Annotated in this window: 12 protein-coding genes; all 12 read left to right on the top strand. The window is 68.5% G+C overall.

Features of this window, described 5'->3' with window-relative positions; genetic code table 11:
• Positions 1–106 precede the first annotated feature (106 nt).
• The 12 genes from DMH01_RS26005 to DMH01_RS25950 all read left to right on the top strand — a co-directional run bounded on the left by DMH01_RS26005 (position 107) and on the right by DMH01_RS25950 (position 14,304).
• Positions 107–2,032: a S8 family serine peptidase gene (locus DMH01_RS26005; protein ID WP_125679903.1), complete on the top strand. Its 1,926-nt coding sequence runs from the start codon at positions 107–109 to the stop codon at positions 2,030–2,032.
• 422 nt (positions 2,033–2,454) lie between these two features.
• Entirely contained in the window at positions 2,455–3,690 is a 1,236-nt protein-coding gene (locus tag DMH01_RS26000) for a class I SAM-dependent methyltransferase (protein ID WP_125679902.1), read from the top strand.
• Positions 3,687–4,484, top strand: coding sequence for a glucose-1-phosphate cytidylyltransferase (locus DMH01_RS25995; RefSeq protein WP_125679901.1), 798 nt, complete (start codon positions 3,687–3,689; stop codon positions 4,482–4,484). The genes DMH01_RS26000 and DMH01_RS25995 overlap by 4 nt, the downstream gene beginning before the upstream one ends.
• A complete protein-coding gene (locus DMH01_RS25990) occupies positions 4,481–5,134 on the top strand; it encodes a PIG-L deacetylase family protein (RefSeq protein ID WP_125679900.1) in 654 nt (217 codons plus the stop codon). Before DMH01_RS25995 ends, DMH01_RS25990 begins: the two co-directional genes overlap by 4 nt.
• Positions 5,135–5,139: 5 nt before the next feature.
• Positions 5,140–6,162: an NAD(P)-dependent oxidoreductase gene (locus DMH01_RS25985; protein ID WP_125679899.1), complete on the top strand. Its 1,023-nt coding sequence runs from the start codon at positions 5,140–5,142 to the stop codon at positions 6,160–6,162.
• Positions 6,162–7,442, top strand: a complete 1,281-nt coding sequence (locus tag DMH01_RS25980; protein ID WP_125679898.1) for a DUF4910 domain-containing protein — start codon at positions 6,162–6,164, stop codon at positions 7,440–7,442. Before DMH01_RS25985 ends, DMH01_RS25980 begins: the two co-directional genes overlap by 1 nt.
• 56 nt (positions 7,443–7,498) lie before the next feature.
• Positions 7,499–8,749 (top strand): hypothetical protein, encoded by a 1,251-nt coding sequence (locus DMH01_RS25975; RefSeq protein ID WP_125680381.1) that lies wholly within the window; start codon positions 7,499–7,501, stop codon positions 8,747–8,749.
• Positions 8,746–9,687, top strand: coding sequence for a glycosyltransferase family 2 protein (locus DMH01_RS25970; protein WP_125679897.1), 942 nt, complete (start codon positions 8,746–8,748; stop codon positions 9,685–9,687). The genes DMH01_RS25975 and DMH01_RS25970 overlap by 4 nt, the downstream gene beginning before the upstream one ends.
• Positions 9,684–10,919: a polysaccharide pyruvyl transferase family protein gene (locus DMH01_RS25965; protein ID WP_125679896.1), complete on the top strand. Its 1,236-nt coding sequence runs from the start codon at positions 9,684–9,686 to the stop codon at positions 10,917–10,919. The genes DMH01_RS25970 and DMH01_RS25965 overlap by 4 nt, the downstream gene beginning before the upstream one ends.
• A complete protein-coding gene (locus DMH01_RS25960) occupies positions 10,916–11,464 on the top strand; it encodes a dTDP-4-dehydrorhamnose 3,5-epimerase family protein (protein ID WP_125679895.1) in 549 nt (182 codons plus the stop codon). Before DMH01_RS25965 ends, DMH01_RS25960 begins: the two co-directional genes overlap by 4 nt.
• A gap of 4 nt (positions 11,465–11,468) precedes the next feature.
• Positions 11,469–12,779: a glutamate-1-semialdehyde 2,1-aminomutase gene (locus DMH01_RS25955; RefSeq protein WP_125679894.1), complete on the top strand. Its 1,311-nt coding sequence runs from the start codon at positions 11,469–11,471 to the stop codon at positions 12,777–12,779.
• Between the two features lie 55 nt (positions 12,780–12,834).
• Entirely contained in the window at positions 12,835–14,304 is a 1,470-nt protein-coding gene (locus tag DMH01_RS25950; protein ID WP_125679893.1) for a right-handed parallel beta-helix repeat-containing protein, read from the top strand.
• Positions 14,305–14,309: the final 5 nt, after the last annotated feature.

The raw sequence follows: 14,309 nt of genomic DNA, 5'->3' as shown, positions 1-14,309 counted from the left end.
CCGCAACACCGGAAAACGGCTGGGCCGTTCAGCGGCTGATCATCACGCTTTTCGGCCGGTACCTTCGAAAGACCTCTCTCCCCTGCAGAGCTCCCCGGAGGTATTCATGCCACGGCCGAAGTCTGTCCGCTTTCTCGCGCCCTTGATCGGCGCGATGCTACTGACGAGCGGGGCGGCCGTCGCCGCCCCGGCCGCCGAAGACCCCCAGTTCATCCGTCTGGCCAGCAGGACCTTCGATCCGCTGAGCCAGCGCACGGCGGCGAGCCAGGACTGGAAGGGCGCGTACCTGCTCCAGGTCCGAGGCGCGCTGACCGACGCGCAGCGCGGGAAATTGCGTTCACTCGGCGTGCGGATCGGGACCTACATTCCCGATTTCGCCTACGTGGTCCGGCTGAAGCCGGAGAACCGCGAATCGGTGGCGGAATTGGCCTTCGTCCGCTGGCTCGGCGAATACCGGCCGGACGACAAGATGGAGATGACGACGGCCGCGGCCGGTAGTCACCTGGTGACGCTGGTCGAGGAGGACGCGCGGGACCAGCGCGTCGTGGCCGAGCGGATCCTGCGGCTCGGCGGCGGTATCGAGGCGATTTCGCAGAGCGGGCAGCACATCGTCGCGAAACTCGGTTCCGGGCAGGCCGCCACCGTGGCGCAGGGGGCGGAGGTGCTCGCGGTCGGCGCGATCACCGCCCCCGAAACCGACATGGCCAACGCCAGGGAGAGCGGGGGCGCGAACTACATCGAGAGTGTCGGCGGCTACCGCGGTCAGGGCGTCCGCGGCGAGGTGATGGACGGCGGGCTGCGCGTCACGCACCAGGAGTTCAAGGCGCGGCCGACGGTGATGCACGGCTCGAACTCCACCAGCACCAGCCACGGGACCTCGACCTACGGCCAGATCTTCGCGTCGGGGGTGAGCGCGCCACAGCGTGGCCTGCTGCCCGAGGCGCAGGGGATCTTCGCCACCTACAACAAGCCGGACCGCTACGCCCACACCAAGGAACTGGTCGACCCGGCGGGCAAGTACCGCGCGGTGTTCCAGAGCAACAGCTGGGGCGGCGGGCTGACCACGGCCTACAACTCCGTCTCGGCCGAGCTCGACAAGATCGTCTTCGACCACGACCTGCTGATCTGCCAGTCGCAGAGCAACGCGGGCACCCAGCAGTCGCGGCCGCAGGCCTGGTCGAAGAACGTGCTCTCGGTGGGCGGGCAGTACCACTACAACACGCTGGGCCGCACCGACGACAAGTGGAGCGGCGGCGCCAGCATCGGCCCGGCCGCCGACGGGCGGATCAAACCGGAACTGTCGAACTACTACGACCGGATCGACACCACGTCTTCGAGCAGCGACACCTCGTACACGACGTCGTTCGGCGGCACGAGCGGGGCGACCCCGATCACCTGCGGGAACGCCGGGTTGCTGTTCCAGATGTGGGCCGACGGCGTGTTCGACGGCGGCCCTGGCAAGGCCCGCGACGTCTTCACGAGCCGCCCGCACGCGGCGACCGCGAAGGCGCTGCTGGTCAACGGGGCCGACCAGTTCGCGTTCAGCGGCACGGCGCACGACATGACCAGGACGCATCAGGGCTGGGGCACCGCGAACGTGCGGTACCTGCACGACCAGGCCAAGGCGAACGGGTGGAAGCTGCCGGTGCTGGTGAACGAGACCGACCTGCTGGGCACCGGGCAGTCGAAGAAGTACACGGTCGCGGTGAACGGGACCAAGCAGTTCAAGGCGACGCTGGCCTACACCGACCCGGCGGGTTCGCCGAGCGCGTCGGTCGCGAGGGTCAACGACCTGACCCTGAAGGTCACCGCGCCGAACGGGACCGTGTACTACGGCAACAACGGGCTGAAGGCGGGCAACTTCTCGACCGCGGGCGGGTCGCCGAACACGGTCGACACGGTGGAGAACGTCATCCTCGAGAAGCCGGCCGCGGGGACGTGGACGGTGGAGGTCGTGGCGACGCAGGTGAACGCCGACGGGCACCCGGAGACCTCGGCCACCGACGCCGACTACGCGCTGGTGGTTTCTTGACGCTGGACTGAGGGCGCGTGAAGGCCGGATCGCGTTTAGCCCGCTAAACGCGATCCGGCCGGGCGCGGCGACCCGGCGGCGCGCGAGTGTCGCGAAAGCCACTTTCGAGACGTCTGATGTCCCGAAAGTGGCTTTCGCGACGTCCGGGTCGGCCTCGCGAGGGGTGTGAGGGCTTCGCGGGTCGCGTTTAGCGGGCTAAACGCGAGTCGGGCGAGGCGCGAGGGGCTTGCGCGTCGCGTTTAGCCCGCTAAACGCGATCCGGTCGCATGCCCGCGCCCGGATGGCGGAGGCCTCTGCGCCGATGGCCGAGACGACAGGTTTCGGTTGTGAGACGGAAGCGTGAGACCCCTGGAAGGCATGTAACGAGGCGACCCGAGGTGCCGACGTCTGGGATACGTGACGCGAGCCAAGGAGCCTCTTCGATGACCACCTGCCGACTCTGCGGCTCGGCCCATCTCGCCAGTGTCGTCGACCTCGGGGCGACACCGCCGTGCGAAAGGTTCCTGACCGCGGAGCAGCTCGCGGAGCCGGAGCCGACGTACCCCCTGCATCTGCAAGTCTGCACCGAATGCTGGCTCGCCCAGATCCCGCCGCTGATCACCCCGGAAGAGACTTTCACCGAATACGCGTACTTCTCGTCGTATTCCGCCTCCTGGGTCGAACACGCGAAGACGTTCGTCGACGGCGCCGTCGAGCGGCTGGGGCTCGACGATTCGTCGTTCGTCGTCGAGGTCGCCAGCAACGACGGATATCTGCTCAAACACGTTGTGGCGCAGCAGATCCGCTGTCTCGGCGTGGAACCTTCGGTGAACGTGGGCCAAGCCGCGCGTGACGCCGGGGTGCCGACGAAGACCGCTTTCCTCGGCCCCGAGACCGGGCGTGCGGTCCGCGACGAGCACGGCCCCGCCGACCTCATCGTGGCGAACAACGTCTACGCGCACATCCCGGACATCATCGGTTTCACACACGGGCTCCGCGCCATGGTCGCCGACGACGGCTGGGTCAGCATCGAAGTCCAGCACCTGCTGACGCTGATCCAGGACAACCAGTACGACACGATCTATCACGAGCATTTCCAGTACTACACGGTGGAATCCGCGCGCCGGGCCCTCGCGCGCGGCGGATTGTCCGTTGTGGACGTCGAACTCCTGCCCACGCACGGCGGTTCGATCCGGCTGTGGGCGCGTCCGGACGCCGTCGCCGGTGAGCCGAGCGAGCGGATGACTCAGGTCCTCGACGCCGAGAAGGCCGCCGGACTGCACGAAATGTCCGGCTACACCGAGTTCTCCGAGCGGGTCACCAAGGTCCGGCTCGAGCTGAACAAGTTCCTCACCGACGCGGCGCTCGAAGGCAAGACCGTCGTCGGTTACGGCGCCCCCGGCAAGGGGAACACGCTGCTGAACCACTGCGGTATCCGCCCGGACGTGCTGCGGTACACCGTCGACCGGAACCCGTACAAGCACGGCCGCTTCACCCCCGGGACCCGGATCCCGATCCTGCCGCCGGAACGCATCGAGGCGGACAAGCCCGATTACGTGCTCGTCCTTCCGTGGAACCTCCGGGAGGAACTGACCGCCCAATTGTCCATTGTGGACGGATGGGGCGGGAAACTGGTCTTTCCCATCCCGCACCTGGAAATCGTCGAGGTGAAGTCGTGAAGGTAGTCCTCTTCTGCGGCGGCTACGGCATGCGGATGCGCAACGGTGACGCGTCCGACGTGCCCAAGCCGATGGCCATGGTCGGCCCCAGACCCCTGATCTGGCACGTGATGCGGTACTACGCGCATTTCGGCCACACCGAATTCGTCCTCTGTCTCGGCTACGGCGCGCACCACATCAAGGAGTTCTTCCTCAACTACCGGGAGACCACCTCCAACGATTTCGTCCTGCGCAACGGCAAGGCGGAACTGCTGTCGACCGACATCGCGGACTGGTCGATCACCTTCGTGCAGACCGGCCTCGAATCGGCCATCGGCGAGCGGCTGCGCCGGGTGCGCCCGTACCTCGAGGGCGACGAGATGTTCCTCGCCAACTACGCCGACGTCCTCACCGACGCCCCGCTGCCGGAGATGATCGAGCGGTTCACCGCATCCGACGCCGGCGCGTCGATGATGGTCGTGCCGCCGCAGTCGTCGTTCCACTGCGTCGAGCTGGGCGAAGACGGCCGGATCGGCGCGCTGACCCCGGTCAGCGAGATGCCGCTGTGGGAGAACGGCGGGTACTTCGTGCTGCGCAAGGAGATCTTCGACCACATCCCCGAGGGCGGCGACCTGGTGGCCGACGGCTGCGGCGAACTCGCCAAGCAGGGGAAGCTGCTCGCGTACCCGTACCGCGGATTCTGGAAGCCGACGGACACCGTCAAGGAACGCGTCCAGCTGGACGACGCCTACGCGCACGGCGACCGGCCCTGGGCGTTGTGGGAGCACGAACCGGCTCCGGTGGGCATCGCGTGATCGGACTCGGTACCGGCGGACTGGAGCGGATCGTCGCGCTGGGCGCGCATTGCGACGACATCGCCATCGGGGCGGGCGGCACACTGCTGACCCTCTGCGCCGCCAACCCGGGTCTCCGCGTGGACGCGCTCGTCCTGTCCGGCGGCGGCACCGAACGGGAGGCCGAGGAGCGCGCCGCGCTCGCCGCCTTCTGCCGGGGCGCCGACGTCGAGGTCACCGTGCTCAAACTGCCCGACGGCCGGTTCCCCGCGCACTGGGAAGAGGCCAAGAACGGCCTGGAAGAGCTGCGCCGCCGTACCGACCCGGACCTCGTCCTCTCCCCGCGCACGGCGGACGCGCACCAGGACCATCGCGGGCTGGCGACGCTGGTGCCGACGGTGTTCCGCACCCATCTCCAGCTGGAGTACGAGATCGCGAAATGGGACGGCGACCTCGCCAAACCCACCGCGTACGTGCCGCTCACCCCCGAGATCGCCGAAGAAAAGGTCCGGTTGCTGCAGGAGCACTACGCCTCTCAGCGGCACCGGCCCTGGTACGACCGGGAAGCCTTCCTCGGCCTCGCCCGCATTCGCGGTATCGAATGCGGGCAGCGCTACGCGGAGGCCTTCGACCTCAAGAAACTGACGCTCGACCTCACTCCGAAAGGCTGAAAGCCATGCGTGTGCTGCTGACCGGGCACAAGGGTTACCTGGGCACGGTGATGGCCCCGGTGCTGGCCGCCGAAGGCCACGAGGTCGTCGGCCTCGACTCCGGTCTCTTCGACACCTGCGTGCTGGGCCCGAAGCCCGACGATCCCAAGGGCTACGAAGTCGACCTCCGCGACGTCACGGCCGAGCACGTGACCGGGGTGGACGCGGTGATCCACCTCGCCGCGCTGTCCAACGACCCGCTGGGCTCGCTGGCGCCGGAACTCACCTACGACATCAACCACCACGCCTCGGTCAAGCTCGCGAAGCTGGCGAAGGACGCCGGGGTCAAGCGGTTCCTCTACGCCTCGACGTGCTCGGTCTACGGCGCTTCGGGCGGAGACGGCCTGGTCGGCGAGGACGCGCCGCTGCGCCCGGTGACGCCGTACGCCGAGTCGAAGGTGCGGGTCGAAGACGACCTCCACGAACTCGCCGATGACGATTTCACCCCGGTGTACATGCGCAACGCCACCGCGTTCGGCTTCTCTCCGCGACTGCGGTCGGACATCGTGCTCAACAACCTCACCGCGCACGCCCATGTTTCGGGCGAGATCCTGGTGCTGTCGGACGGGACGCCGTGGCGGCCGCTGGTGCACGCCAAGGACATCGCGCGCGCCTTCGAGGCCGCGCTGGTCGCCCCCAAGGAAGCCGTTCACGACAAGGCCTTCAACATCGGCACCGAGCGCAACAACGTGACCGTGGCCGAGATCGCCCAGCAGGTCGTCGAGGCCGCCCCCAGCGCGAAGCTGCGGATCACCGGCGAGTCCGCGGGCGACCCGCGCTCCTACCGCGTCGACTTCTCCCGCTTCCGCGAGGCGATCCCCGGCTTCGAATGCGAGTGGTCGGTCAAGGACGGCGCGCTCGAGCTGATCTACGCCTACCGCACGCACGGCCTTACCGCGCACGACTTCACGAACCGTTTCACCAGGCTGGCCACGCTCAACGCGCGGACCGCCGCGGGCGAGATCGACGAAACCCTGCGGCGACGGTGATGACGCGCGAGCCACTGGACACGGGCGCCGGCCTGCGCGAGCTGGTCGAGCGCCTGTATCCGCTCTGCCGCAGCATCACCGGCGACGGCGTCCGCGCCACGCTGGAGATCCTCGGCGAGTACCTCCCGCTCGACGTCCACGAGGTGCCGACCGGGGCCCAGGTGCTCGACTGGACCGTTCCCCAGGAGTGGAACATCCGCGACGCCTGGGTGAAGGACCCGGCCGGACGGAAGGTCGTCGACTTCCGGGAGTCGAACCTGCACGTCGTCGGCTACAGCGTGCCCGTGGACCGGAAGCTGCCGCTGGCGGAACTGCGCGAGCATCTCCACACGCTGCCCGAGCAGCCGTCGCTGGTGCCGTACCGCACGAGTTACTACTCGCCGACGTGGGGCTTCTGCCTGGCGCAGGACACCCTCGACGCGTTGCCGGACGGCGAATACGAGGTCCGGATCGAGTCCACTTTGGACGACGGGCACCTGACCTACGCCGAGCATGTGGTCCCCGGCGAGGTCACCGACGAGGTGCTGGTTTCGTGCCACACCTGCCATCCGTCGCTGGCCAACGACAACCTCGCCGGCATCGCCGTCGCCGCGGCGCTCGCGCAACGGCTGGCCGCACGGAAACCGCACTTCACCTATCGATTCCTCTTCATGCCGGGCACGATCGGCGCGATCACCTGGCTCGCGCGCAACACCGAACGGCTCGGCAAGGTCAAGGCCGGAATCGTGCTCGCCTGCGCGGGCGACCCCGGATCGCTGACTTACAAGCGCAGCCGTCGCGGAGACGCCGAGATCGACAAGGTGCTCGAATTCGTCCTGGCCGGGAAACCGCACGAGGTCCTGGACTTCTCGCCGTACGGCTACGACGAGCGGCAGTTCTGCTCGCCGGGGTTCAACCTCGGCGTCGGCTCGCTGACCAGGACGCCGTACGCCGGCTATCCCGAGTACCACACCTCGGCGGACAACCTGGATTTCGTGTCCACCGAGGCGATGGAGGACACCCTCGCGACCTTGGGCGAGGCGTTCTCCGTGCTGGACCGGAACCGCCGCTACGTCAACCTGAGCCCGTACGGCGAGCCGCAGCTCGGCAAACGCGGGCTCTACGACTCCCTCGGCGGCCGCAGTGACGCCAAGGAGGCCCAGATGGCGATGCTCTGGGTGCTCAACCTTTCGGACGGCGAGCACAGCCTGCTCGACGTCGCCCAGCGATCCGGTCTCCCCTTCGATTCCGTCGTCGCCGCCGCCCACGCGCTGCAGGGCGCCGGATTGCTGAAGGAGTGACGCCGGTGGCAGGCGGCAGACATCGGGCGACACTGGCCTCCGGGGCCGTACGCGCCATGGCGGGCAGGCTCAGCTGGGGCCTCGGCGACCAGGCCGTTTCGAGCCTGACCAACTTCGCGGTCGGGCTGGTCGTCGCGCGTTCGCTCGGCACGTTCGCCTTCGGCATGTTCAGCCTCGCGTGGGTGACCTACGGCGTGGTGCTCAACCTTTCGCGCGGCCTGGCCACCGACCCGATGATGGTGCGCTTCTCCGCGGTGTCGGAGGAAGCCTGGCGCCGGGCGGTGTCGCGGGCGGCGGGGACGGCGATCGGGGTCGGCCTGGCGACCGGGCTGGTCAGTGTGATCGTCGGCTTCCTCGCGGTGCAGCCGCTGGGCGGGGTGTTCGTCGCGCTCGGCGTCGTGCTCCCCGGGCTGATGCTGCAGGACGCGTGGCGGTTCGCGCTGTTCGCCAAGGGTGACGGCAAGAAGGCCTTCGTCAACGACACGGTGTGGGGTGTCGCGCTGATCCCGGCGCTGGGCATCGCCTCGCAGTTCGGCACCGTGGTCGCCTTCGTCCTGGCCTGGGGACTGGCGGGCGCGGTCGCGGCGGTCTACGGGCTGTTCCAGACCGGCATCGTGCCGAAGCTTTCGGAGATGACGAGCTGGGTGAAGGAACAGCGCGACCTGAGCGTGCGCTACCTGATCGAAAACGTCAGCAACGCCGGCTCGTCGCAGCTGCGCGCCTACGGGCTCGGGGCCATCGCGGGGATCACGGCGGTCGGCGCGGTCCGCGGTGCCGAGCAGCTGCTCGGGCCGTTCCTCGCCCTGCTGATGGGGCTTTCGCTCACGACGGTGGCCGAAGGCGCCCGTGTCCTGCACCGCGCCCCGCATCGGCTGAAGCATTTCTGCGTGGTGCTGGGCGGCGGTCAAGCGGGAGCCGCCCTGCTGTGGGGGCTCGGGTTGCTGATCCTGGTGCCGCACGACGTCGGCCGCTGGATCATGGGCTCGGTCTGGGACGCGGCCGAGCCGCTGATCCTGCCGGTCACCCTGTCGGTCACCGCCGCGGGCTTCACCGCGGGCGCGGCCGCCGGATTGCGTGCTCTCGGCAACGCCAAACGCAGTCTCCGCGCCCAGCTGGTCGCTTCGGCGGGCTATGTGGTCTTCGGGATCATCGGCGCCTACATCGACGGCGCCGAAGGTGCCGCGTGGGGCTCGATGCTCTCGGTCTGGCTGGGCGCCGCGCTGTGGTGGTACCAGCTCCGTGTCGCGTATCGCGAGTACCGGCCGGCCGCGCCACGCACCAACGACGAAGAGGTGGGAATGGTATGACCCGGATTCCGCGGCTCAGCATCGGTCTGCCCGTCTACAACGGCGAGGAGTACCTGTCCGAATCGCTCGACGCCCTGCTGGGCCAGAGTTACGAGGACTTCGAGCTGATCATTTCGGACAACGCTTCGACCGACCGCACCGAAGAGATCTGCCGGGACTACGAGGGCCGTGACGCCCGGATCCGGTATCTGCGGCTGCCGAAGAACGTCGGCGCGTCCCCGAACCACAACCGCGTCCTCGACGAAGCCCGCGGCGAGCTGTTCAAATGGGCGTCCCATGACGACCTCTATGGCCGTGACCTGCTGAAACTGTGCATCGAGGCGCTCGACGAGCGGCCGGAGATCATCGTCGCCCACAGCTGGCAGGCCATCATCGACGACCACGGCGCGGTGACCCACAAACTCGACTACCCGCTGGCGACGGACTCGCCGCACGCGCCGGCGCGGTTCCGCAGTCTGCTGTTCGAGACGGGCGGCGACGACTTCTACGGCGTGATGCGCACGAACGTGCTCCGCCGGGTCAAACCGCTCGACAGCTATCACCACGCCGACCGCACCTATGTCGCCGAACTGAGCCTCCACGGCCCGTTCCACCAGGTCCCCGAGGTGCAGTACTTCCGCCGCGACCACCCCGGTCGCGCCGAACGCGCGAACCCCAGCATCCGGAAGCGCTGCTCGAATCTCGACCCGCGGCGCGCCGATCCGGTGCGGAACCCGATGCCGCGGCTGATCGGCGAGTACATCGGCGGGTTCATCGGCGGTATCCGCCGGGCACCGCTCTCCTCGGCGGACCGGCGGGAGTGCTACCGGCACCTCGCGTCCTGGCTGGCCGACCGGTCCCGCGGCCGGAACGAGGCCCGCGCCGAGGACGCCGAACCCGAAATCGACGGAATGAACATCGACGCCGTGGTCCCTGGACGGCAGAGGAGGACGTCGTGACCTCTCGCTCCGGAGCGAGAAAGCGAAGACATCCCCGGGTCGGCTTCTTCGGTCTGCTGGGGGCAGGGAACATCGGTAATGACGGATCACTCGAAGTCGTGCTGGCGTACGTGCGCCAGCGCCATCCGGAAGCGGAGCTCAGCTGCCTCTGCTCCGGGCCGGAACTGGTCGAAGCGCGCTACGGCGTCAAAGCGGAGTCACTGCTCTGGTACTACTCGCGCAACCGCGACGCGACGGGGTTCCTCGCGGCCCTGCTGAAGGTCGTCGGCAAGGTCGCCGACACCCTCAAGATCCTCTCCTGGACCCGGGGCTGCGACGTGGTGATCGTCCCCGGCGCCGGCGTCCTCGAAACAACGCTTCCCTTGCGGCCCTGGGGTTTCCCGTACGCGATGGCACTGCTGGGGGTGTCGGGCAGGCTGTGGGGGACCCGGGTCGCGCTGCTCAACGTCGGCTCGAACGTCATCCGCCAGCGGACCACGCGGCGGCTCTACCGGATCGCCGCCCGCTCCGCGCACTACCGGTCCTTCCGCGACGAGCTGTCCCGCGACGCCTGGCGCGAGATGGGCCTCGACACCACGAAGGACGACCTCTACCCGGATCTGGCCTTCGCCCTGCCGATCCCCGCCGGGCGGCCGTCGGACGTCGTCGGGGTCGGCGTCATGGAATTCCACGGGGGCAACGACGACCGGCGCCAGGGCGAGGAAATCCGTTCGTCCTATGTGGACGCGATGAAACGGTTCGTGCGCAGGCTGGTCGACGACGGGCGCGAGATCCGGCTGCTGACCGGCGACGAGATCGACGACCCCGTCGTCGAGGAGATCTTCGCCGACCTGCGCGAACACCGGCCCGGCCTCGCCCCGGACCAGGTGACCGCGGCGAAACTGCCCACCCTGGGCGACCTCATCACCGAGATCGCCGCGCTCGGCGCCGTCGTCGGGACCCGGTATCACAACGTCCTGTGCGCGCTGAAGCTCGCGAAGCCGACGATCTCGATCAGCTATTCGCAGAAGATGGACAGCATCATGGCGAACATGGGGCTGGCGGAGTACTGCCAATCCGCCCGTGCCGTCGACGTCGACCTGCTCGTCCGGCAACTCGCCGAACTCGAGGCCAAACCCGAGGAATTCTGGCAGCGCCTGCGGGATCGGAGCGCCGCCAAGCGGAAACTGCTGGAGAAGCAGTACGACGTCCTCGACAAGACGCTGTTCCGCAAACCCGAGGAGATCCGATGAAGGTCGAAGCGGTTCCCGAGATCGAAGGCGCCTACCTCTTCACGCCGACGCCGTTCTCCGACGAACGCGGCTTCTTCAGCCGTACCTTCGACAGCGAGGTCGCCGCCTCGGTGGGCATCGACCCCGGCGGTTTCGCGCAGGACAGCATTTCCCGATCCCGCAAGGGAGTCGTGCGCGGGCTGCACCTGCGCGGCGGACGCGGCGAGGCCAAGCTGGTCCGCTGCTCCTCCGGCGCCCTTTTCGACGTCATCGTGGACCTGCGGCCGGACTCCCCCACCTTCCGGACCGTGAAATCGTTCGAACTGTCCGGGGAGACCCAGGTCTCCCTGTACATCCCGGCGGGGTGCGCGCACGGGTTCCAGGCGCTCACCGACCCCGCCGACATCTCCTACCGCATCGACCGGCCGCACGATCCGGCCGAGGACATCGCGATCTCCTACGCCGATCCCGAACTGGCCATTCCCTGGCCGCTCGCGATCAGCGCGGTGTCCGAACGTGACGCCCACGCCCCTCCGCTCGCCGCCGCACTGACGACCACGAGGTGATCCCGTGAACCGCCCTTTGCCGCGCTCCGACCAGGCGAACGAACGACTGCACCGAGCCATCCCCGGTGGCGCGCACACCTACGCCAAGGGCCAGGACCAGTACCCCGACGACTTCTCACCGGTCATCGCGCGCGGCCTCGCCGGCCACGTGTGGGACGTCGACGGGAACGAATACATCGAGTACGGATCGGGGCTTCGCGCGGTCAGCCTCGGCCACGCGCACCCGCGGGTCCTGGAGGCCGTCCGGACCGAGATCGAGAAGGGCGGCAACTTCGTCCGGCCGTCCATCATCGAGGCCGAAGCCGCGGAGCGGTTCCTCGTCGCCGTGCCGACCGCGGAGATGGTGAAGTTCGCGAAGAACGGCTCGGACGCGACCACGGCCGCCATCCGGCTGGCGCGGGCGGCGACCGGGCGGACGCTCGTGGCGATCTGCCGCGACCACGCGTTCTTCTCCACCGACGACTGGTTCATCGGGACCACGCCGATGTCCGCCGGGATCCCCGGCGAGACGACGGAGCTGACGGTTTCCTTTCCCTACGGCGATCTCGCGGCCACGGACGAGCTGCTGCGGGAGCACGAGGTCGCCTGTCTCGTCCTCGAACCCGCGACCCAGAAGGAGCCGCCGCCGGGGTATCTCGCCGGGCTGCGCGACCTGTGTGACCGGTACGGCTGCCTGCTGGTGTTCGACGAGATGATCACCGGGTTCCGCTGGTCGGACGCCGGGGCGCAGGGGCTGTACGGCGTCACCCCGGATCTCTCGGCGTTCGGCAAGGCGCTGGGGAACGGTTTCGCGGTCTCGGCGCTGGCGGGCAAACGGGAGTACATGGAACTCGGCGGGCTGCGCGATCACCGCGAACGGGTCTTCCTGCTTTCGACCACACACGGCGCCGAGACGCATTCCCTCGCCGCGGCCATCGCCGTCTTCGACACCTATGCCGAAGACGGGATCACCGCGCGGCTGCACGCGCTGGGCGACCGGCTCGCGGCGGGAGTCCGAGAGGTCGCCGCGAGCGCCGGAGTCGGCGACCACGTGCTCGTGCGCGGCAGGGCGAGCAACCTGGTCTTCGCCACGCTCGACGAACAGGGCGAGCCGTCGCAGCCGTACCGGACGCTGTTCCTGCGGGAACTGATCACCGGCGGGGTGATCGGGCCGTCGTTCGTGGTCAGCGCCGGACTGACCGAGGCCGACATCGACAAGACGATCGACGTCGTGTCGCGCGCCTGCACCACGTACCGCAAGGCGCTCGAGTTCCAGGACCCGACGCAATGGACGGGCGGCCGCCCGGTCAAACCGGTGTTCCGGAGGTTCGCGTGATGACCACACGTTCGTGTCCATCCGGTGTGCTGCGTGGTGACTTACCTTGAAACGCATGACTTGGGCAAGAACGACGGCGCTCACGCTGTCGGTGGTCCTGACGGCCGGCTCCTTCACCGCTGTGGCATCGGCGGCCGAGGCGCCGGCCGTCTGCGCGTCCGGCCCGGCGAGTTTCCCGAAGCCGGAGAACGCCGTCGTCGTCGATCCCGGCGAGCACCTCGCGATCGAGACCTCGGCGCATCCGCCGGGGACGGCGTTCTGGCTCAGCACCGGGACGCACATTCTCGCCGACGACCCGTACAGCCAGGTGATCCCGAAGGACGGCAACGTCTACGTCGGCGCGCCCGGCGCGGTGCTGGACGGCCGCGGCATCAACCGGGCGGCGTTCACCCAGCTGGCCAAGGACGTCGTGATCCGCGGGCTGACGATCCGCAATTTCGTCGCACCGCAGGACCAGGGCGTGGTGAACCACGATTCCGGCGAGCACTGGGTGATCGAGGGCAACGTCATCGAGGACAACCGCGGCGCCGCGATGATGGCCGGGCCGCGGCAGGAGGTCCTCGGGAACTGCCTGCGGAAGAACGGGCAGTACGGGATCAACGCCTACCGCGCGGGCGGCGGCATCACCGGCCTCGTGGTGGAGGGCAACGAGATCGCCTGGAACAACACCGACGACTGGGAGAAGAGGCAGCCCGGTTGCGGCTGCAGCGGCGGGGCGAAGTTCTGGGCCGTCGACGGCGCGGACATCCGGGGAAACTGGGTGCACCACAACCACGGCGCCGGGCTCTGGGCGGATACGAACAACAACGACTTCATCATCGAAGACAACACGATCGAGGACAACGACGCCGAGGCGCTGTTCTACGAGATCAGCTACAACCTGATCATCCGCAGCAACACCTTCCGCCGCAACGCCCTGGTGCTGGGACGCGATTTCGCCGCGCGGGGCAACAACTTCCCGATCGCCGCGGTGTATCTGAGCGAATCCGGCGGCGAGCCGCGGATCTGGGCGCGGACCGACATGATCGAGATCGCGGAGAACGTGTTCGAGGACAACTGGGGCGGCCTGACGCTGTGGGAGAACGCCGACCGGTTCTGCAACAGCCCCTCGAACACCTCGACCGGGACGTGCACCCGGGTCGTTTCCTCACCGTCGGAGTGCACGGCCGAATCGATCGCGCAGCCACCGGCGTACGACGACTGCCGATGGAAGACCCAGCGGGTCAACGTGCACGACAACGTCTTCCAGAGCGCGCCCGACTGCACGGGCCTGTGCGGGCGGATGGCGGTGCTGTCGAACTACGGGACTTATCCGTCCTGGTCGCCTTATCGGGGCAACGTCGTGTCCGAGGCGGTGACGTTCGCTCAGGACAACGAGTGGTTCTCGAACACCTACGTCGGGCATTGGTCGTTCGTGGCGCATGACGCGTCACGGTCGCTCGACGTGACCGCTTGGCAGTCGGCTCCTTACCGGCAGGACCCTTGCAGCACCTTCGACGGCGCCGGCGGCTGCCCGCCTCGGTGACCGAA

The sequence above is a fragment of the Amycolatopsis sp. WAC 04182 genome (genome assembly GCF_003947465.1).
Lineage (GTDB): Bacteria > Actinomycetota > Actinomycetes > Mycobacteriales > Pseudonocardiaceae > Amycolatopsis.
This window is presented reverse-complemented; position numbering and strand designations above follow the sequence as displayed.